Origin of the sequence: Sunxiuqinia rutila (assembly GCF_050589705.1) — a bacterium.
In the GTDB taxonomy this organism is placed as follows: Bacteria; Bacteroidota; Bacteroidia; order Bacteroidales; family Prolixibacteraceae; genus Sunxiuqinia; species Sunxiuqinia rutila.
This window is the reverse complement of record NZ_JBNGOT010000014.1, coordinates 108,640-131,032: the sequence shown is the minus strand read 5'-3', so window position 1 is coordinate 131,032 and position 22,393 is coordinate 108,640. Positions and strand designations below refer to the sequence as shown.

Sequence of the window (22,393 nt, the reverse complement as noted above, 5' to 3'; positions counted from 1 at the left end):
ACTTCTCGTAATCAAACTTTTCTTTTCCCATATCAGGTAAATTTTAAAACATTCATTTTTGTTTACATGACACAGTTAGTTGAACACTCTCAGCCCATCTTCACCGACGATACAAATTGACAGAAAAACACCTCATTTAGCATCAGGAACAGGTCCATCGCGAAAACAAAAGGGGTGTTTTATCATAAAAAGAGGTCCATTTGCGACAGAAAGAGGTACTTCGACACCAGAAAAGGGTACATTTGCGATAAAAAAGGGTACATTAGTGTCAGAAAGAGGTACTTTGCCACTGGGAAAGGGTACTTTCAGGATAAAAAGAGCTGCTTTCAGCTGGAAAAAGACCGATCGACCGTGAATCCCAATATGATTGTGGCTTAACTCGTATTTGCTAATCCCCCCTATTCTTTAAGGTTTCCACAAGAAGCATCTTTTGGTCTTTTGACTTTATTGTAATCCTCGCATCTTTCTCAATCGGCACTGCTGTTTCCAGTTCAATTGAATGATTGGCATAAGGCGCTAATGCTGGCACATTGCACGTTAGTTGCATTCTTTTATTGTTGCTTTCTATTTCAACATCAACGGTAGTTAAAACGGAAGGCACTTCGCCGAAGTTGCTTACTTCAAATTCCAGGATGCTTCCTCCCTTAGTATTCTCAGAAACAAGTGGTTTTCGGGCTGACAGGATTGGGGCATCATACATCAACCAAGGCAAGCGCGCATAACCAAACAGCAAGCTTCCATCCTTGGTTTTCCCAAGCAGTTTAGCCACAAAGTTTTCATCGGTCAGTCCATTTCCCTGGCCATCAAAGAATAGGACAAGGTCTTTTCCTTGTTGCTCTGTTTTTACAAGCTTACTTCCCCGCCCAAAATTAACTTCTTCGGATGCACCAAAACTAAGCGATTCTAAATCCATGTCTGAATGAGGATCAAAACCTGATTCTGCTTCAATTTTCACCCGGATCAATGGGGTATCCGCTGTTATTTTCTTCTCATCAACAATAGTCAGCAATTTTCCTTTGGTAAGTGGGATGCCAATGTTCTTGGAACTGTGGCGGTCATTGCCCAAATCGCACCATTTGGAAGAATCGATCACAGCAAAATTAGCCTGATAAGCCCGGCCATACTTATCCTGAAGCATTTTGATCCGCTCGTATTTATACCAGTCTTCGACTGTTCCGTCTTCGTATTTGGCAATTCCGGGCATGTAAGCTTCACCGGGTTCCACTTTCCAGTCGATGCCATTCGGCGAACGAAGGTAATAAGCAATGCGGCCATACCAATCGTTGACGATCATATGGTACTGAATATGTGTCCGCCAGATCACCGGGTCTTCATAGCGCCCGTCAAAAGCAGGATAGACTGACTTATTCGTTACCTGGTAATAAGGCAATAGGCCGGTTTCACTAACCCAGATTCCACCACCACGGCAAACAGCCAGGTAGGAGCCGTCTTTTCGTTGAGCAAAACTTACGTTCGACAAGCCATCATGAATCTTCCGGTCTCTCGGATCAAATGTAAATTCCCCCTTTGTCCAAGGGCCATTCAGTCCGTCGGCAATGTAATAGGCGTTAATTACATAAATGACATACCGCCCGTCTTTCAGCCTGAAAAACTCCGGATTATGCCCTTGTCCAATGGTTTCACCCTGCACGTGGAAGGGACCCTGAGGATTTTCGGCTACAGCGTGTACCACTTCGGACTTTGGCCATTGCATATGCCCTTTTTCAGAATTTTCGGGCCAGCGGCAAACGATTAGGTGGTACTTCCCATCATCGCCCTTTCGAATATTTCCACCCCAATACGACCACTGCGGATCTTCAATACCATTAGCCGTGTAGCGGGGCCTTACCGCATCGGCTCCCCAGGTATCCGAAGTCAGTTCCCCAATTGGAGGGATGGCTTCAAAGCGATCCATAAAGCGGCCACCCAATACCAGCTGTTTCCATACTTCAGGACGCTGGCGCTCGATATCCTGGGCATTTAAAGGGCTGAATTGCAACAGCCCACAGACAGCCAATACAAAGCAAAAAGAATAGTAGTAGTTTAGTCGTTTCATTTTTTGAGTATTTCGGTTTAGTCATTGGTTTCTGTACGGATCAGATGCAATTTTCAACAACAAGAAAGCAAAAGAGCAATATCTCTTTTACTTTCTTTGCTGCTTGTTGTATTAGTAATCCGAATTTTGCTCTAAAACCCCGTGGTTTTTATCAATTTCCTCTTGCGGAATAGGCCAGTGGTAAAACTTATCCTCCCAGTGGTAGGATAAAAATCCATCCGTTACATTATTCAAAACTTCTCCGGCAATATTCCAGCGTTTTAAATCGAAATAGCGTACCCCTTCAAAGGCAAGTTCCACTCTTCGTTCATGCCTGATTCTTTCTCTCATCTCCTCTTTGGACAGTCCTTCCGGTAATGCCGGCATTTCAACCCGGTCTCTGATTGCATTTACCGCATTATAAACAGACTCATCAGGCCCGGAAACTTCATTTTGTGCTTCAGCATACATCAACAGAACTTCTGCTAATCTTAACACAACAGTATTCTGTTGACTAAGTGTAGAGTATCCATAGGGAATATTGGCCGGGTCAAGAAATTTCTTAAAACCATATCCACTTGGTGCACTATTGGAAGGATGATGTGTACTTCCTCCACCCCAATCAACATAGTCTGCAAAAACAGTTACTGAAAGTCTTGGATCCCGATTTTCCATTGGATTATCAGGATTGGTCAAGGGAGACTCACCCCAAGGTAAACCATCTATACATTCGAACACATCAACAAAACTCTGTAGCGGACTTATCGCCATCCAATCTCCAAATACGATATCTGTTCCGTAAGCAGGAACATTATCAGGAGCTAAATAATTTACGGAGAAAATAATCTCGGTATTCCCCTTTTGACCAGCATCTTGAAACAAATCTTCGAACACAGGGCTCAAGGAATATTTTGGCATTATGCTGCTACACAATTCAGCGACTTCCTCCAGCTGCGCTAAGTTTGGAGTTCCTGAACGATCATATGCTGTGTAAATCAACACCCGGGCTTTCATTGCCTGTGCTGTTGACTGCGATACATGCCCGCTGTTTTCGTAATAGGGGTTTGAGCTTGAATTAGTAATTGCAAAGTCTAAATCAATAAACACTTGCTCTAAAATTTTATCTGCTCCAACCTTAGCCTGTTCCTGATTTTCCAATGTTAGCGGCTCCAGAACCAGAGGGACATCGCCATAAAAACAGTAGAGCTGAAAATAATAATAGGCTCTCAAAAAACGTACTTCTGCTTCGGCCTCCTTTTTCTCCTGCTCCGAAATATCGTTCCCCTCGTACTTCGCTAATTCATTTAAAAAGATATTTGCCCTTGCTATAGCCTGGTAACAGAACTTATATACTCCAGAGACATAGCCACCAGTGGTTGAACTAATATCTCCGGCAACAATTGATTTTGTTCCTCCATAGTTATGCTGCCCATAACTGTTATCGGTTAAGTTATCCCAGTTAGGGAGCATATATCCCCACATTCCAGCAGGTGGGTTATCCCAGGGACCTCCCGTAGAACCATGCATATAACCATAGTTGGCTGTCAATGCCATTTCAAAATCAGCTTTCGTTTTCCAAAATGTACTCGACGATATCTGATCCAGAGGCTGTTTATCAAGATAATCTTCACATCCACTCAATGTTATGATGGATAATATGATAATTAGTATTTTACAACTTTTCATATTTATACTTTTTAGAATTTAACATTTACCCCGAATGAATAGATTTTATTCTGTGGGTAATTCACAAAGCGCCCACTTCCTCCACGTTCGGGATCTAACCCGGGATAATCGGTAATTGTAAACAGGTTATCTCCTGAAAAATAAATACGGAATTCGTTAAGGCCAACGCGATCAAAGAATGTTCGGGGTAAGGTATAGCCAACCGTCAAGTTTTTCAATCTCAAGTATGATCCATCTTGCAAATACCAAGAAGAATTTCGCCTGATTCGTTCAGGTGCTCCCCATCCCCAATAAATTCGAGGCATCGTTGTCGATGGGTTTGTTTCAGTCCAGCGATCACGCCAGTCTGTCGTTGGAGGCGAGCCTTGTACAAAAGGAATTGTTCCCCAGTCGTTGACAAAATATTTCACCCCTTGCACCCCTTGCAACTGAGCCGATAAATCAAATCCTTTCCAATTGGCAGCCAGGTTAAAAGAATAATTAAATGCCGGGTATCGCCCAGACAAAGCAATCCGGTCATCATTGTCAATGACACCATCACTGTTTTGATCCTTAAATTTCAAATCACCAGGAACAGTGGCATCATTAAACTGTTTTGGAGAGTCGACAATCTCTTGTTCCGACTGAAAAATACCAATCCACTCCAGCATGTAATAAGAATCCCATTCGGCACCTTCTTCACGCAAAGAATACCCACTTATCTCCCGCTCGCCAAAATCAACCAACTCATTTTTATAATGATCAATGTTAAATCCCAAACGATAGTTCAATCCAGTGAATGAACCTGACCTTAGCTGATTGGCATACTGTAAGCTCAATTCAACTCCTGTATTCTCCATGGTTCCATTATTAACCGTTGGCGGATTTAATCCCACCGCATTGGTCACCTGTGAACTTCTTAAAATATCAGTCGTTCTTTTTTTATACCAGTCAAAGGTTACATTAAAACCTTCAAATGCTGTCAGATCAAAACCAAAGTCAGTAATACTGGTGGTTTCCCACATAATATTTTCATTGGAAAGCCGGGTTTGAGCCACACCTGAAGAAAGGCTTGAGTCATCGAATGAATAATTGCCGGTCAAATCCAGTATCGATTGGTAAGGATACAAACCAATATTCTGGTTTCCTAACTTTCCGTAGGAACCCCTTATCTTCAGGTTATTGATCCAGTCAGCATTCATATTCTGAAAAAACTGCTCTTCTGACATTCTCCATCCTACAGAAAAAGAAGGAAAGGCACCCCATCTTGAGTCAGGAGACAACCTGGAAGTACCGTCATACCGAAGATTTGCTTCAACTAGGTACCTGTCTTTATAATTATAACCTAATCGACCAAAGAATGACATCAAAGCCCACTCTGTTTTTGTTCCGCTAGCTTGCTGAACAGCCGGACTTCCAGCATCGAGTTCGCGCAATACGTCACTCGGATAATCTTTTCTGTAGCCTCTCAAGTATTGATAAGTGTTGTCTTCAACACTATAACCAACCTGAGTCGTAATCGTGTGTCCAGCTCCAAATTGCTGATCAAAATTCAGATAAGTGTATAGGTTTTTGTACTCGGTTTGATCGTCCTGAACAATTAAACCCGATCCACCAACATCCAGATAAGTCATGAATTCATTTGTACGGAAATTGTACAACGGCACCTGAGGCCTGAAGTCATCGTACTTGCTAAAATCCAAGTTAATGGCGGCTTTAGTATACCAAGTCAGCCCTTTAAACAGTTTTACATCCAACCAACCTTGAGATGAAATTACATAATCATTGGTATTGCGGTTAACACGATTCCCAATAATGGCCATCGGACTTTTGTTATTAGACTCAAAATCATACGCTTTGTAGGTATATCGACCACTTCCATCTGCCAGTTGTGGTGCATAAGTAGGAGCCTGAGACATAGCAGCAAGAAAGGTATCGCCAGCGCCTTGTCTAGGAGCTGTTTTCATTCCCTTTTTCACAGAGAAGTTTCCGCCAAACTTGATGTTTTCATTAACCTTTGAACTCAAGTTGACTCGCACATTGTATTTTTCATAATCAAACCCTTTCATAACCCCCTCCTGATTCACGTAACCAAGAGAAACATTAAAAGTCGTTCCATTACTTCCTCCGCTAAAACTTAAATTATGGGTGTGGGTTGGAGCAGGACTAAACAGAAGGTCCAGCCAATCAGTATTGGGGTACAAATTTCGGTCGGTAGCACTACGGTAGGCATTGATCATCTCATCTGTATATAAACCGGAAGTTAAACCTGAGTTTAACCTGGCTTCATTGAATAGCTCCATGTATTCGGCCGAGTTGGTGATCAAATCAAATAACTTCGTGGGAGTATGAATGGCATAGTTACCATTATAACTCATTGTAATCCGTCCTTCTGTCCCTTTTTTTGTGGTGACAAGAATAACCCCGTTGGCTGCACGAGCGCCATAAATTGACGCCGAGGCAGCATCTTTCAAAACAGATATGCTTTCGATGTTATTCGGATTCAAATCGGCCAGGCTACCTTGAACTCCATCAACCAGGACCAAAGGATTTGAGCCAGCGCTACTGAAAGTTCCATTACCACGAATTCGAATTGAGACACCTTCATTTCCTGGTTCTCCTGAGTTCTGAACAATTTGCACTCCCGGCATTTGCCCCTGCAACATTGTCTCAACGTTCGTCACAGGTCTTTTCACCAAATCTTCTCCACTAACAGAAGCAACCGATCCTGTCAAATTAACTTTTTTCTGAGTACCATACCCTACGGCAACAACTTCCTCCAGCCCAATGGTTTCATCCTGAAGAACAACATCAATTACCGTTCTTCCGTTGATTTCTACCTTAGAAGTTCTCATTCCTACAAAAGAGAAAACAAGGGTTGCATCAGTCGGAACATTTTCCAATTGATACTCGCCGTCCAACCCCGTAATTGCTCCTTGGGTAGTTCCATCAATCACCACTGTTACACCTGGCAAAGGACTTCCAGAAACATCTGTCACTCTTCCCGAAACAGATTGCTGCCGGGAAGCTATATCTTTACTTGATGAAGTAATTGCAATCTGCCGGTTAGTTATTTTATACTTCACATTAGCCCCTTCGAAAATTTCATCTAAAATTTCCGGAACCAAATTGTTTTTGGCATTAATGCTAACCATCTTATCTACATTAACAACAGAGGCATCATAAATAAAATAGAATTCCGATTGCTCTTCAATTTGTTTAAGTACCTGTTTTATGGGTACATTTCTCAGGTTTAGATTCATTTTGGTACTCTGCGAATACGAACCAACAGCATGTAACTGCAGAACGCTTAGCACCATTAAAAACAAGGTTACTCTCATGGTTCTAATCAGTTTTGATTTCCATAGCGCAGTCCCTATGAAAATCAATGAATAACATTTTTTTTTCATAAATTTGTTTCGATTTGAGTTATACAATTCAAATAAGCTAGTGCTGCAGTTTGCAAGACATTCAGCACTTAATCATTGAAAAGGGGATGTTACAGCATCTCCTTTCCTTTTGTTGTTAGGTTGTTAATTCTTCATTGGCACTCCATTGTTGAGTTAATAATAATGAGTTATTTTAAAATGATCTTAGTTTTCCCCTCTCCCTCATCCACTAACTGATAGGTTATTGGACACGAAAATTCGATGAAATCCAGAATCTCTTTCAAACTTTCATTTTTAAAATTTGCATTGAAGATAGACTGATAAACAGCCGTATTAATCACTTCAACCTCCACATTATACCTACGCTCAAGCTTTCGAATAACTTGTTGCATTGGTTCATCTTTAAAAACCAATGCTCCCTCTTTCCATGAAGTATAATCTCCTGTTTCTATTCTGGCAATGTTCATCCTATTTTCAGAAACATTGTAAGTCATCATTTCTCCCGGTACTAATTTTTGTTTTGTGCCTTGATTCTTGAAACTTTCCAGCTCTACACTTCCTTCTTCCAACACAACATTAACCTGATCATCCCCAGGATAGGCTTTAACATCAAACTTCGTCCCTAATACCTTTACCGAGATACCAGCTTCAGTTGCAACCTTTAGAGGAAGATTCTTATTTTTAGAAATTTCGAAAAAGGCTTGCCCCTCCAGCTTTAAATGGCGGGAATTGACCGCAAAATCATTCGAGTAGGTTAATTTTGTCCCTGAGTTTAACCAAACAACTGAGCTATCAGGCAGAATGACATGAGCAATTTGCCCATATTCGGCAACGACCGTGGAATAATGTACACTTTGCTTTTTGTTGATCTTGTAATTTCCACCAAGCCAAAACATGATTGAAGAAATTCCGATCAGTAAAACCAGAGCAGCTGCATATTTCAAAAACGGTAACCGCTTGGCAGGAGCTTCCGCTCTTTTGATTCTTTGACTTAACCTTTTATAAGACTCCTCCACTTCATGGCTTGGAACTTCCTTGGATGCTGCCAAAAAAGACCATGCAATTTTCGCACTTTTGTAGGTAGCCATATCCTGCTTGTCTTTTTTAATCTGCTCCAGGACTTGCTCTTTATCTTCAACAGAAGAGCCCATCGCTACTTTTAGTATTTTCTCCGATTTTTCCATAGTTGCTTCTAGTAATAGAATGCACAAAGTCCGATCTCCCCCCCTTCACGTAGAAAAAAAAATTACAAAAAAAACAGAAAAGCTTATTTTATTAAGAGATAGAGAACAAACGGGAGATAGTCTTTTAGTGCTATTCGAAAATGCTTTAGCCCTTTGGTCATATGCTTTTCAACTACTTTTTCCGAAATATTTAATTCCTCAGCAATTTCCCTGTTTTTCATGCCTTTAAATCGACTTAAAGTGAAAACATTTCTGCATTGCGGTGGAAGCTCCTCCAAGGTTTGCTTGATAATTCGTTCTATCTCGCTAAAAGTATACTCAGAGGAATCTAAAGAATTTAGTACGTCAAGATTTAACTCCAGTTCCTGTAAATCATTCGAGTTGACAAATAACTGCTGTCGGTAGCGTTGACTTCTCAGTTTATAAAGACAATTATTTTTTGTGACTGTAAAAAGGTAGGCTCCTAACTGGCTATTCTCTTTCAGATGATGACGTTTACTCCATAGCGTAAAGAAGGTATCCTGTACAATATTTTCTGCCAAATCTTTTAGAGGAACAAACTCTAACGTAAAATAATAGAGACGCGAGAAATACTTTTTGTACAAAATTTTAAAAGCAATTTCATCACTGTTTCTTAAACCTTTCAGCAGTTCTAAGTCGTCTGTCATCATGGTAGTAGAATAGTAGTACAGCAAATCTAAAAAAATTATAACAATTGCTACCGCCTATTATAATATGAAGAAGATGGTCCGTAGTCAATTAATTAGAAACCACAATACGAAAAAATAGGCAGATATATGTTTATATATCTGACATTCCAGACAAGAAAAGCAATACAAAAGCTACTCTATATTCAGTCAAGCTTCCCAACAACCTGCTTTAATCGCTGCAATAGAAATACCTGATTCGGCAAGCATTTCCCGTGCTTTGCTTGTTTTTTTCTGCGGAAACCCGGATTCTCAGCACATGCTTTCCTTCATCCAGCCCGGTCGCCAAGGTGTAATACCAGGGAAGGTGTAAATGTGCACTCCAACGGGTAAATAAGTCCAGTTGCTGCCAACTGCCGCCATCAATGCGGTATTCGATTATCCCTGCATCGGGACCTGCCGCAACGGCTATTCCAACGGTATTTCCTTCAAAGTCCCACTTCAAAATACCTGATGGTTTTTCGCAAACCAACATGGGTACGTTGACATAGTTTGCCCGGGTTCCTTTGTTATCCGCGGGCTTCCAGCTGGGCACAAACTGCCAGCCTTTCCCTTCGTGCTTCTTGTCAACAACAACAAGCTTTCCATTGCCATAGTTGTCGGGATCAATCGGATCGGGCATCGGGTAACTTGTGAGCTTGTCATCTTCGGCCACAAAGCCACTCCAGGCTCGATCCAACAGTTGCTCCATCGATCGATAATAAACCTGCTGTCCAAATGGCGAAGGATGCAGGTTTTTAAAATCTTCTTCCCAGGAAAACTCACCGGCATCAATCCTGTCGGTTACTTCTTTGGCCAGGTTTATGGTAGCAATTCTGTAATGAGCAGCTACTTTTTCGTGATTCTGAATTACTTTAGGCACTTCTCCCTGGCGGTAAGTCTCCATTTTGTCGGGATCCACAAAATGCATGATCACTAAATCAATCGCCGGATTGCTCTTTCTTAAATGACGAACAATACCTTCCATCGCTCTTACTTGCTCTTCATCGCTTCGCCCATTGGTGGCATCATTCACAGCGGCCTCTTCAAACAGCAAGTCAACCGGCCCGTTGGCCAACACATCGCGCTCCAGTCGAAAGGCAGCCGGCGTAGCCCCCATGGAAGGGATGCCCGCAGCAATAAACTCAAAGTCCGTATCCGGGAAACGCGTTTGCAGGTAGTTACAAATGCTATCGCGCCAACCACCATTGTAAGTGATTGAACCGCCCAGAAACGCCACCCGTCCTTTCTTTTCCCGCTCAAACTTAATTTGACTGTTCTTCAATCCGTCCCGAAGCCGATGATACTGGGTAGCATCCAAGAGTTCTTCAGGCAATTCGGTATGCTGAAGGATAAATTGTGCCCCCAACTCCGGCGTTTCAATTGGGAAATGATGCCCAAACAGTTTCTGTTCTCCCTGGGTACAAGGAATGATTGTAGCTGCCCCTCCCAGCTTCACATACCGGTCAATAAGCAAGAAGGTATTTTCCTGGGGAGGAACAACTTCATCTTTCAAGCCGATCATATGCATAACAGGCACTTTGCCCAAAGCAAGCAGCTCCAGGTTATCCAGGGGATTGTTCGCATAGTTCAAGGCCTCTTCATCCGATGCAAAGCCATACTCCTGCTTTAAGCGCTCCCAATCGGCAGCACTCCCCTGCCCTTTACCAAATCCACCGGGCCAACTCTTAAAGTCGCAAACCGGCGCTTCGGCATAAATACAACTCACTTTCTCCGGGTTCTGTTTAGCCCAATTGTAAATGAACAAACCGCCCCGGCTAACGCCTTCCAACGCCACTTTTCGGGACAACTGATGCTGATTCACCAAATATTCGTAGAAATGATTCCAGTTAGCCACTGCTACCGGACTGCCATACTGATTATTCGTATTGATGTATGCGATGTAAAAACCTTCGCTGAGCAAGATACTGTCCATTTCCGTATGCCAATCCGGGAAACGTGCTCGCCATACCCAAGGATTTCCGGGCAATGCAACTTTTGGAACGACGATCCGGGCAGAAAGGCCACCTCCATCAGCACTTTCACCAGGCAGTCCAACCTTTTGCTCTTCGGGAAAGAAAACAAAGTCATAACGGTCAAATCCTTTCCACTGGCTTTTTGCCCCTTCCCAGCCAACTGTTGTCATGCTCAACGGCTTACCGGATTGTCTATCCGGTAAGCAATCGTCAGCATAAGAATTAAAGCAACTAATCACCAAAAAGATGATTAGTGCGAATGTGTATCGTTTCATCGACGTGTTTTTAATCAACCTGATAAACTGCAAAGTTCTTAATCGAAGGAAGCTCATCGAACTGCTCAACTGTTAAGCGAATTTTGGAGCATTCGACCGGATCAAACTGTTGAATTCGTTTATGCCCAATCGACTGTCCGTCGCAAAGTTTGGTCCATTTGCCCTTCACCAAACCTTCTACTTTGTAGCGGCGCACCCGCTCTCCTAAAGCAATCTCTTCCTGAATAACCACATGATTTACTGGTTGAACCTTGGATAATTTCAACACCAGTTTTTTGCCTTCTCCTTTCGTTTGAGCCACAGGTGTTTCAAAACGACGCTTGATTTCTGCTCCCCATTCTTTCAGGCGTTGAACATCCGGCTCGGGAAGCACGCCATCAGGGTCTGGAGTCAATCCCATGATCAATGTTGAATTTCGTCCAACAGACTTGTAGTACATCTCCATCAGGTTCTCCACCGGGAAGATATGTGCTTCATCACCTGGTTCCCAAAACCATTCATGCCGCCCGTTGTAGCCTCTCAAAGGGGCATCAGACATGGCTGGCATCCAATAAGCTCCGTTGGGATCACCCTCCTTCAATAACTGGAAGTTGTTTTTAGCAATCGCCTGATGGGCCGACTCGCCTGCTCCGGTAGAGTAATACGGGAAAGTAGACCAACAAGGATAAGCAACCGTTCCTGACTCAGAACCTCCCCAACGCGCTTCGGCCAGCTGCTTATTGTGATAAAACAAGCAGTTGGGTTGATACTGTTGAACGATGGGTAAAACATCCGGCGCCCCATTGGCAGGATGATCGGCACCTCCATCAAACCAAATTTCAAACAACTCGCCATAGTTGGTACAAATCTCTTTAACCATGCCTTCAATCATTTGGTTGTACCATTTTTGACGATTTTCACGGAAAGCCCCTTCACCATTGACTTTAAAGTCGTGCACGCCAATAAACGAGTTCCAGCGAATCCCTAGATAAATACCTGGTTTGATTCCGTACTTACGGCATGAATTCACAAAGTCGCGAACCAAGTCGCCCTTTCCATCCTGAAACTTCAGGGCTTTCATGCAATACGGATTTACATCCGACTGGTAAAGCGCAAAGCCAGTTTCGTGTGTAGCTGTTAGAATAGCAAAGGTAAAACCAGCATCTTTAATCGCTTTTATCCATTGGTCTGTGTCTAAATTTTTTGGATTGAAAACCTGGTAATCGGTGACCGGATCAATCCGGTTACCACCTTGTCCGTACTTCTTGCCATCAAATACATGCAAATCGTAATGAAAAACAGCACCCAGTTCGGCTTCCTGCCACGCCTGCTGACGCTTATTCGGAACCGGACGTTTCTGCTGTTTTACCGGAACAAATGCGATGTAGGCCTCATCACCCTTCTTTACGGCCAACGAAAGCACCTGAGGTTCGTCATCCTCCAGATAAACAAACGGACGTTCCAAACGATCAGGAACCAGCAAATCGCCATCATTCATCTCCAATTTTTTCGGAGTTAAAACATATTCCGTTGCCTTTTTCCAGTTCACTCCATCCGGCGAGCTGACCATTCCGATAAAAGAATGTGCATGAAATACCCCATAAAAATAATCGCGTTTGGCATCGTACCACACCGACATGTCTTCCGTGTCGAGGTAATCAATAACCGGCTTTTCCTGAATGACAAACGGCCCGACAGGTGAATCGGAAACGGCCATTGCCTGGTTGCGGATAAAACGGGTTTCATTAGGCTTATCCCCTTTAACAATCAGGTAGTATTTGCCATCTTTTCCCTGGGTAATTGCCGGATTTACGGTTAAAGTGGTAATTGGTCCTGAAGGCTCAATCAAAGGCTGATCCATTCGTTTCCAGGGACCATTGATTGAGTTTGCAACAGCCACCCCGGTACGTTGGTTGGGGCGTAGGTACTTTTTCCAGTTTGGGTGGCTGTACCCAACACGAGCCGTTTCAATCAGTTCCTCTTCAGTATAATCCTTGTCTCCCATGTTCGTTGCTACATAGTAGAGATAGTATTTGCCATCAAACTTTTTGATTTTGGGATTGTGAACCGTGATGGCATCCCAATGTCCTTTCCCGCGGCTTTGCAGTACCGTTTCCTTATATTTCCAAGGCCCAGTTGGCGAGTCGGCAACAGCATGTGCCACCTCCGAGTGAGTCAGCCAACTCAGGAAGGTATATTTTTTAGGCCAACGCGAATAAAACAGGTGATATTTTCCATCCTCTCCCTTGATGATGGAAGAACACCAGTTGTAGTAACCCTCTGTTTTAAACAGGTTTTCCTCGGAAAGCTTTTCCAAGCGGTCTTTAAAGAATAACTTGTCCGGGTGTGATTGGGCAAATCCTGCCACTACAAGCACCAAGCCAATTAGTAATAAATTGATCTTTTTCATTAGTAGTAATTTGAGTCGTAATTGTATTTTAAATAAAGTCACATTGCGTTCAAAAATACCACAAACGCACTCAATTTCCGACAAAAATCAGATTTCAATTTTGAAAACCTGTGCCATGGTATCCATTACCGGATAACCTTGTTCAATGAACAGTCCATCTTCCTTTAACTGCCATTGAACAGTTTCTTTTGAGCCTAAAACAGTGACCTTTTTGATATTCACATCAGCGCCCTGCGAGGCAAATGCTTTCATCAGTAGAGGTTGTTCCGAATCAGGAACTCCAAGAACCATGGCATATACCGTATTGCCTTTCGTGGTGTAGCGCAAGTCATCGGCAGAATATTTAATTTTGAGGAATTCCCGGTGATTCTTGAAATCACCCTCCGGCTCAATGGTCGGCCCTTCGCCATACGTGTGCCATGGCCGTGTTTCATAAATGGCTTCACCATATTTATCCAACCAGGCTCCCATAGTACGTAAAACTTCCTGTTGGTCTGCAGGAATCGTTCCGTCGGCTTTGGGTGAAATATTGAGCAGCAGCACACCATTTTTACTGACAATATCGATCAGCACATGAATCATATCGACTGCTGGTTTGATTTGAAGGTTCTCAGTGTAACACCAGCTCCCTTTGCTAATGGTTTCATCGGTCATCCACACCTTTTCGCCCAACTTGTTTTTGCGCGATTTTTCTAAGTCATCCACACTGACCTCCAAAGGCAAATCATCTTGTTTCCGAACGATAACCACTTCTTTGTCCAGTTTCTGGGCTTCATTCAAATAGTAAGCACAAAACTTCTGGCGATACTGTTCCGGAATCTGATCCAGCCACGAATCAAACCAAATGATATCAGGCTGATAGTTGTCAATCACTTCTTTTAGCTTGCCAAACCAAATTTCTTCAAGCCATTGCTCTTCCGGAATATTCCCATACAGGTAGTTCAGCTCATGATCATCCTCGGCTGGAGCAGTGCCTTCAAACCTTGGATAATGGCTATTCCCGTAATTTTCTTCATGGGGAACATCCGCATAACGCTGCAGGTTGCGGGCATGATGAAAAGTAGTTATGAATTTCAGTTCCTGAGCCGTCAGCGCAGTTTTCAGCTCTTTCATAATGTCTTTCTGCGGGCCTTTGTCCCCAACATTCCACGGAGTAAGATCGCTGTCCCACATCGAAAATCCATCATGGTGTTCGGCTACCGGACCGGCAAAGCGTGCCCCTGCCTGCTTAAACAAAGCGGCCCATTCGTGGGCATTAAACTGCTTTGCCTTAAACAACGGGACAAAATCATGATAGCCAAAGTCCGAAAGCGGACCATAGGTTTCCAAGTGATGCTGATATTCTTTTCGGTTCTTGAAATGCATGTGTCTGGGGTACCATTCATCGCCAAAAGCAGGAACGGAATAAACTCCCCAGTGGAAGTAAATCCCAAACTTGGCATCCTGAAACCAGGCTGGTTCTTCATTGTGCTTAGCCAAAGAGGTCCAGTCTTCGGAGTAAACTTCTGGTTTCTCTTTTACTTCAGAATGACAACTTGCCAGCAAAATAGCCAGTGCAATCAAAAAACAGGATTGTCGTTTTTTCATTTTAGTTCGTTTAGTTGGTTAATTCTATTGAACCCGCTCAATGACAATCGGGTTCAGGCGCTAAAAACGCACCAGTATTTTCAACACTTTTCCGGGAGCTTCAGCCCATTCTTTCATAGCTTGAGGAGCCTCGTCGGCTGAAACAATTTTCGAGACCAGTAGCTTCTCATCCGGATTGGCTTGTTTCAGGTATTTTATGACCGCTTCAAAGTCCGAAGGATTGGCATTGCGTGAACCCAAAATTTCCAGTTCCTTTTGCACCCACAGCTTAGTGGGAAACGCCACCTCATCGCCGGCATAACCAATACACACCACACGTCCGGCAAAGCCAATTTCCTCAATCGCCGCCTTATAAGTTATTGGATTCCCAGCCGCTTCAACAACCACTGATGGACCATTGCTATGGGTTATTTTTTCCAGTTCTGCATGAAGATCCTGAGTTCGGGAGTTGATCAAATAGTGAGCGCCCAACTTACCGGCCACTTCCAGTTTCGAATCATCAATATCCACTGCAATGACGGTAGCTCCCCGAAGATTGGCCCGAACAATGGCTCCGGTTCCAATCATGCCGCAACCAAACACCAGCACGGTATCAATATCGCTTACCCGGGCATTGTCAATGGCATGAAACCCGACCGTTAAGGGCTCAACCAGGGCAAGTTGAATGGAAGACAAGGATACATCCATCAATACTTTTTGCCAGTGTACAACCAGGTATTCGGCCATGGCACCATCGCGCTGCACGCCCAACGTTTGGTTGTATCGACAGGCATTGAAACGTTTCTTTTTACACGCCGAACACTGCCCGCAATTGGTATAAGGAACAACGGTCACGCTTTGGCCGGGTTGAAAGTTTTCCGGCACCCGGCTTCCGGCCTGCTCAATCACAGCGGCTATTTCGTGTCCGGGAATGCGGGGATAGCTAACCATCGGGTTTTTACCCAGATAGGTGCTTAAGTCGGATCCGCAAAAACCGACATAGTTCAGTTTTAATAAAACTTCATCTTCTCCAGGAACCGGCATCGGTCTCTCCACCACGTTCATTGCTCCCGGTTCTGTTATTTCAATTGCTTTCATTTCCTTTTAAATCATTAAAGTTGATATGCCTTCAAGGCATTGTGATAAAAAATCAGATTTTGCTCTTCGCTGCTTAATGTCGACACCTGCCTTTTTACCAGCTGAAGCCACTCGGAATAGTTGGTTGCCACCTGACACACCGGCCAGTCGGAACCAAACATCAAGCGAGCCGGTCCAAAGGCTTCAAGTACGGCATCGAAATAAGGCTGAAGCTGCACTTCGGTCCAATGCTCATAGTCTGCTTCGGTTACCATTCCACTAATTTTGCAGCTTACATTTTCGCGCCTGGCCAATTCTTTCAGTAAGTTTTGCCAAGGCTGTATTTCGTTTGTTTTAATCTTTGGTTTAGCAATATGGTCCACCACAAACTGCTGATCCGGATGCCGGTCAACAAAGCGAATGGTATTGGCTAATTGGTGCTCCAAAATCAGAATATCATACACCAAGCCATATTCTTTTAGTTGTGAAACGCCTTGGTTAAAAGCTTCTCCTAAAATAAACTCAGGATCGGGCTCCCCCTGCACAACATGGCGGACACCTTTCAGCCACCTGTTTCCGCGGTATTGGTCCAGAATGGTCTGAATGTTTTTATTGGCCAAAGGAAGCCAGCCAACCACTCCTTTTATAAATTCATTTTCCGAAGCCAGTTGCAGTAACCAATCCGTTTCTTCCAGACATTGCCTGGCCTGAACGGTTACCACGCCATCAACGCCGGAGTTATGAATGGTGCTTGCCAAGTCTTCCGGCAGAAAGTTTTTTCGTATGGCAGCCATTTCATCATCAATCCAATCGAATTCAACCGGATTGTAATTCCAAAAATGATGGTGAGTATCAATAATCATAGCTTAAATCATTTACAGATAGGCATAGTCCGGATCAATAATTCCTGTCTCTTTTAGTTCCTGCCAAAAAGCCTCGGGTAGCGGCGTGTTTATCACAAGCTTGTTATTCGCCATGCGTTTGGGCTTGCTGGGGTTGAGTGCCACCGCGTTGATTTCAGGAACCGACAAGGCAAATTTCAAGCAGGCATCACCGGGTTGAACCGCGTATTTCTCGCACACCGCAAAAAACTGCTTGCGCCAGGCAAACAAAGGCTGATCGGCTGGGTCATTCGGGTGCAGAATTCGATAGTCAAAATAATCGCCTCCGGTCAAAAATCCGGCATTAAAAATGGCGGAGTTAATGATTGCCACTCCATTAGCATGCAGCTGTTGCATAAAGCCGATAATCTCTTTCGGATGGTGGTAAATGGTGAACTTATTGGCCAACATCACCCAGTCAAATTTCACGTGTTCGTATAGTTCTCTGATAATCAACCAATCTTTTGCCCCCACACCAACCGCTTTCACCAGCCCTTTTTCCTTCAGCTCAAACAGCGCCCGGTAGGCTTCCAAAATATCTTTCAGCCGTTGTTCACGATCGGCACTGTCAGCAGCCGCCATCAGGTATTCATCCGGATCGTGAACCGACACGAACTCCTGCTTATAATGAGGGCCCAGCAATTCGGCTCCTTGCTGCCAGCACGCCAAAATTCCGTCGTAGCTGATTTTTTGCACCGCATCATACTTTAGGTTAGCCCAGGCTCCCGGCTCAAAAGTCGGTTCAGCCGTTTCCAGCGGCACCCGGTACCATCCCAGCTTATTGCTAATCGTGATTTGTTCCGGTTCAATCTTAAGCTTTTCCAACCCCTGCCGAATCACTTCCAGGGCCAATCCGGCCCCATACTTCCCCGCACTGTCAATCATCACTTTTCCATCGCTAACCTTAAACCATTCCTGCATCAGGTTCAGCTTTTCGGTTTCCGACAATTCGCGGTACAGGTTGCCCAGGTAACTGGTTCCATAAATAATAGTCGGGAAGTTGAGCCCGCTTTTATTCTGTTTATTTAGCATGTTAATCTATTTGCTTTGGTTGTCCGTCTATTGCCAAACACGTTTGCTGCGGATTCAACTCATAAATTCGATCCATGAGCACCCATTTTTCATCAGCTGTTGCTTCGGAAGTCGTCAGTTGAAACCGCGACACATAAGCTTCCCATTCGGCTTGACGGGGCTTTTGAGCAAGTTCTTTCATGGCTTGGTCATGGTCAAAATCAGGCACCGTATCCATAATCATAAATAAGCGGTTTTGGAAGATGTAAATTTCCATATCCAAAATGCCGACTTCTTTCATTCCCTGTGTAATTTCGGGCCACGTATTTTCCGGTTTATGAACCTCCCGGTAGGCTTCAATCAGGCTGGGATCATTTTCCAGCAGCAAAGTCTTGCAATAGCGTTTAAACTTCATCGTTTTTTCTTTTTGAATATTTAAAGTTCCGTGATTTTCAGTTCTTAATCAAAACAACCTATGTAAATATCTCTATGCAAAGCTTTGCGACAAGCTTTGCGATTCGTAAAAGATGTTTTGAAACACAAGAAGTCCTTGGGGCGATAGTACCAGAATAGGATAAAAGACTATTTTTGTGTGAGAAGGAAAAACTATGGGCAACAGGCATATTTCATTAAAAGATTTGGCCAGGGAACTAAACGTTTCTATTTCGACTGTTTCGCGTGCGCTGAAAGATCATCCCGATATCAGCACAGCAATGAAGGAGAAAGTGAAAAAGATCGCGCAGGAGCGCCGTTACAGCCCCAACCCCCTTGCCATGGGCCTTCTTAAGCAGGAAACCCGCATGATTGGCGTGATTGTCCCCGATCTGGTTACCCATTTCTATGCCTCCATTATTGCCGGAATTGAAAGTTATGCCAAAGAAAAAGGCTACTTCATTTTATTAGCCAGCTCCAATGAATCGTATGCCAAGGAAAAAGAGTCCATTGAAAATTTACTGCGTGCACGGGTGGAAGGATTCATCGTTTGCCTGAGCCAGGAAACAACAGAAACGGCTCACTTCGAGGATTTGCTTAGGCTGAATATTCCGCTGGTGTTTTTTGATCGTGTTTGCCTTAACGGACAGGTGCCTTCTGTAACTGCCGACAACACGGAAGCTGCCCAAACAATCACCCAGCATTTCTACCAGCAAAGTTGCCGAAGAATTGCTTTTATATCCGGGCCGCAACACCTTAACATTTCCAAAGAACGAATGACCGGTTACCTGGCAGGCTTGGAAGCTTCAAAATTGCCTGTCGTCCCGGAGTTGATTGAAGCATGTGACCTCAGCTCCGACTCGGCCACACAGGCCATGAAACGCTTGCTTGAGCTAAAAAACCCGCCGGACGCAGTTTTCGGAATCAATGACACCGTTGCTTTTGCCGCCATGAAAGAAATTAAGCGCCATGGCCTGCGTATTCCTGACGATATTGCACTAATTGGTTTTACCGATGAGTTTCATTCAACAGTGGTTGATCCTCCCATGACCTCCGTTACGCATCCTACTTTTGAAATGGGCAGAGCTGCGGCGAACTTATTCTTTAGTGCCAAACAAGCTAAAAAAGCACCACAGACGCTTGTTCTAAAAACCCAGTTGGTTGAGCGCGAATCCTCTCAAAAAAACAAGCTAAACTGAGCCTAACATCAGCAAACAGATTCTTCGGAACGTTACCTTTTAGTGCTTCCCTGTAGTCACAGGCATAACGAACCACCCGGAATCAAACGGTTTTTCTATTTTTGCAGTCTCATTTTGACACCCATAATTTTGACAATTCAATTTCAACATATTAATCTGCCGGTAGTAACGATCCTCGATGAAATTCAGGATAAGCTACAAACGAACAATACACTGATTGTAAACGCCCCTCCCGGAGCCGGGAAAAGTACCTTGGTGCCCCTGGCTTTGCTGCAGCAGGCAAAAGCCAGCAATCAGAAAATCATTCTGCTGGAACCTCGTCGTTTGGCCGCAAGAGGCATTGCCGAACGAATGGCTTCTTTACTCAACGAAGAAGTTGGCGAAACCATCGGATATCGCATTCGATTTGAAAACCGGATTAGTTCCAGAACCAGGATTGAGGTTGTCACCGAAGGCATTCTAACAAGAATGCTGCAATCCGACAATTCGTTGGAAGGTGTCGGCACAGTAATCTTCGATGAATTTCACGAGCGAAGTATTCATGCCGACTTGGCCCTCGCCCTTTGCCGGGAAGCACAGCAGGTTTTAAGGCCCGATTTACGAATCGTGATCATGTCGGCCACCTTGAACCTGCCTCAATTATCAAGCTTATTAAAAGCCCCGGTTGTGCAGTGTTCCGGGAAGCTATTTCCGGTTGACACGATTTACACCGGAGAAAACGACATCCGGCTCATTGCGGAGCTAACGGCTCAAACAGTGCTTCGCGCCATCAAAGAAAAAGCAGGTGACGTGCTGGTATTTTTGCCTGGCGAAGGCGAAATCAAAAAATGTGAGCGTTTGCTTCGAAGCGAACGACTAAACATAGAAGTTCACCCGCTTTATGGAGCACTTCCAAAGCAAAAGCAACTGGCCGCAATCTTTCCAAGTCCGCAAGGCAAACGCAAAGTGATTTTGGCCACTTCAATTGCTGAAACCAGCCTCACGATTGAAGGCGTGCAGGTGGTTGTTGATTCGGGCTATGCGCGTATGTCCCGCTTCAACCCCCGAACCGGGTTATCACATCTTGAAACCGTTCAGGTCCCCAAAGATTCGGCCGATCAGCGAGCCGGACGAGCCGGCAGGCTAGGCCCTGGCAGCTGCTACCGCATGTGGACCAAAGCCACCCACGAACAACTTGCAGAACAACGTACACCGGAGATCCTGGAAGCGGATTTAGCCAGTCTGGTTCTGGATTTGGCCCAATGGGGAGTTACCAAACCGGAGCAACTCTGCTGGCTCAATGAACCGCCTCGTGGAACCTTTAAACAAGCCTCGGAATTATTGCATGAGCTGGAAGCTCTCGAGGATGGAAAGATCACTGCTCTGGGCAAGCAATTGCACCGTCTCCCCTGTCATCCTCGTATTGCTCATATGCTAATTATGGCACAGGATGACGGCCATGTTTCGCTGGCGACGGACCTGGCTGCTATTCTGGAAGAACGGGATCCGCTAGGCCGGGAAGCAGGTATTGACATTAACCTTCGCATTGAAGCTCTGCGCAAGCAACGCTCCTCTCAACGCATCAGTAAAAAGATGAAACGGATTGAGAAAGTTGCGGAGTCGTACCGAAACATTATCGGTTGCGAACCAAGTAACGAAATGGTCAATCCCTACGAAACAGGGCTGTTGCTAGTTTATGCCTACCCCGAACGTATTGCATTTGCTCGTCCCGGAAACAATGCGCAGTTTCAGTTATCCAACGGCAACATTGCCATGGCTGGCCATAAAGATGAGCTTGCCCACGAAGCCTGGTTAGCTGTTGCCCATTTGAACGCGCGGGAAGGCATGGGGTCGATCTTTCTGGCATCTCCCCTCAATCCAACAGATTTAGCCCCTTTGGTGAAAGAGCGGGAAGTGATTGCCTGGGACAGCAAGAAAGGAGGATTGATTGCAACAAAAGAACTCCGAATTGGGGGCATTGTTTTACAATCAAAACCACTCCCAAATCCAGATAGCGATCAAGTCTTAACGGTCCTTACAGAAGCCATTTCCAAAGAAGGTAAACACCTGTTAAAATTTAATGAACGCGTTACCCAATGGCAAAACCGGGTGATGAGTTTGCGACACTGGAATCCGGAAGCGCAATGGCCGGATTTTTCAACTGAAAATTTGCTACAAACCAATCCGAATTGGTTAACGCCTTACCTTCAAAATATACGCAAGACAGAAGATCTAAAAAAGATTGATCTCGAAAGTGCCTTGCATTATCATTTAAGCCAAGAGCAACAACAAATGCTTGATAAATTAGCTCCACAAAAACTGCAAGTTCCCAGTGGCTCAACAATCAAGCTGTCTTACCAGTCTAATGGCGAAGCCCCCGTGCTGGCGGTGCGCTTACAGGAAGTATTTGGCATGGAGGATACTCCCAAAGTCAACAACGGGCAAGTCAATGTTTTAATGCACCTGCTTTCCCCGGGATTTAAACCGGTGCAGATTACTTCAGACCTAAGAAGCTTCTGGAACAATGCCTATTTCGAAGTAAAGAAAGAACTTAAACGGCGTTATCCAAAACATGCCTGGCCTGATGATCCCTGGACCGCCGAGGCGCTGCGAGGCGTAAAACGGAGGCAATCGTGACAGGTACAGGAA

14 protein-coding genes are annotated in these 22,393 nt (G+C 44.3%); 2 read left to right on the top strand and 12 right to left on the bottom strand.

Annotated elements, in window-relative coordinates; translation table 11 throughout:
• Positions 1-388: 388 nt before the first annotated feature.
• The 12 genes from ACRD6K_RS16245 to ACRD6K_RS16190 form a co-directional block, all read right to left on the bottom strand.
• Complete coding sequence (locus tag ACRD6K_RS16245; protein WP_430974124.1) at positions 389-2,056, bottom strand: glycoside hydrolase family protein; 1,668 nt, start codon at positions 2,054-2,056, stop codon at positions 389-391.
• Between the two features lie 111 nt (positions 2,057-2,167).
• The gene (locus ACRD6K_RS16240) at positions 2,168-3,721 is read right to left on the bottom strand and encodes a RagB/SusD family nutrient uptake outer membrane protein (RefSeq protein ID WP_430974123.1); all 1,554 of its coding nucleotides are present in this window, start codon (positions 3,719-3,721) and stop codon (positions 2,168-2,170) included.
• Positions 3,722-3,732: 11 nt separating this feature from the next.
• Entirely contained in the window at positions 3,733-7,041 is a 3,309-nt protein-coding gene (locus ACRD6K_RS16235) for a TonB-dependent receptor (protein WP_430974122.1), read from the bottom strand.
• Between the two features lie 236 nt (positions 7,042-7,277).
• The gene (locus ACRD6K_RS16230) at positions 7,278-8,177 is read right to left on the bottom strand and encodes a FecR family protein (protein ID WP_430974121.1); all 900 of its coding nucleotides are present in this window, start codon (positions 8,175-8,177) and stop codon (positions 7,278-7,280) included.
• A gap of 179 nt (positions 8,178-8,356) precedes the next feature.
• A complete protein-coding gene (locus ACRD6K_RS16225) occupies positions 8,357-8,944 on the bottom strand; it encodes an RNA polymerase sigma-70 factor (protein ID WP_430974120.1) in 588 nt (195 codons plus the stop codon).
• 208 nt (positions 8,945-9,152) lie between these two features.
• Entirely contained in the window at positions 9,153-11,210 is a 2,058-nt protein-coding gene (locus ACRD6K_RS16220; RefSeq protein WP_430974119.1) for an SGNH/GDSL hydrolase family protein, read from the bottom strand.
• A gap of 10 nt (positions 11,211-11,220) precedes the next feature.
• Positions 11,221-13,599: an alpha-L-fucosidase gene (locus tag ACRD6K_RS16215; RefSeq protein ID WP_430974118.1), complete on the bottom strand. Its 2,379-nt coding sequence runs from the start codon at positions 13,597-13,599 to the stop codon at positions 11,221-11,223.
• An 87-nt stretch (positions 13,600-13,686) separates the two neighbouring features.
• Positions 13,687-15,186 (bottom strand): alpha-L-fucosidase, encoded by a 1,500-nt coding sequence (locus ACRD6K_RS16210; protein WP_430974117.1) that lies wholly within the window; start codon positions 15,184-15,186, stop codon positions 13,687-13,689.
• 60 nt (positions 15,187-15,246) lie between these two features.
• The gene (locus tag ACRD6K_RS16205; protein ID WP_430974116.1) at positions 15,247-16,263 is read right to left on the bottom strand and encodes a zinc-binding alcohol dehydrogenase family protein; all 1,017 of its coding nucleotides are present in this window, start codon (positions 16,261-16,263) and stop codon (positions 15,247-15,249) included.
• Between the two features lie 14 nt (positions 16,264-16,277).
• Positions 16,278-17,105 carry an amidohydrolase family protein gene (locus ACRD6K_RS16200; protein ID WP_430974115.1) on the bottom strand — a complete coding sequence of 276 codons (828 nt, stop codon included), beginning with the start codon at positions 17,103-17,105 and terminating at the stop codon, positions 16,278-16,280.
• Between the two features lie 12 nt (positions 17,106-17,117).
• Complete coding sequence (locus ACRD6K_RS16195) at positions 17,118-18,155, bottom strand: aldo/keto reductase (RefSeq protein ID WP_299580466.1); 1,038 nt, start codon at positions 18,153-18,155, stop codon at positions 17,118-17,120.
• 1 nt (position 18,156) lies between these two features.
• Positions 18,157-18,549 (bottom strand): L-rhamnose mutarotase, encoded by a 393-nt coding sequence (locus tag ACRD6K_RS16190; protein ID WP_299580469.1) that lies wholly within the window; start codon positions 18,547-18,549, stop codon positions 18,157-18,159.
• Between the two features lie 193 nt (positions 18,550-18,742).
• On the opposite strand from ACRD6K_RS16190, the gene ACRD6K_RS16185 reads away from it, so the two are divergent.
• Together ACRD6K_RS16185 and hrpB are read left to right on the top strand one after the other, a co-directional pair.
• Positions 18,743-19,765, top strand: coding sequence for a LacI family DNA-binding transcriptional regulator (locus tag ACRD6K_RS16185; RefSeq protein WP_430974114.1), 1,023 nt, complete (start codon positions 18,743-18,745; stop codon positions 19,763-19,765).
• 129 nt (positions 19,766-19,894) lie between these two features.
• Positions 19,895-22,381, top strand: a complete 2,487-nt coding sequence (gene hrpB / locus ACRD6K_RS16180) for an ATP-dependent helicase HrpB (protein WP_430974113.1) — start codon at positions 19,895-19,897, stop codon at positions 22,379-22,381.
• The last annotated feature ends 12 nt before the right edge of the window (positions 22,382-22,393 follow it).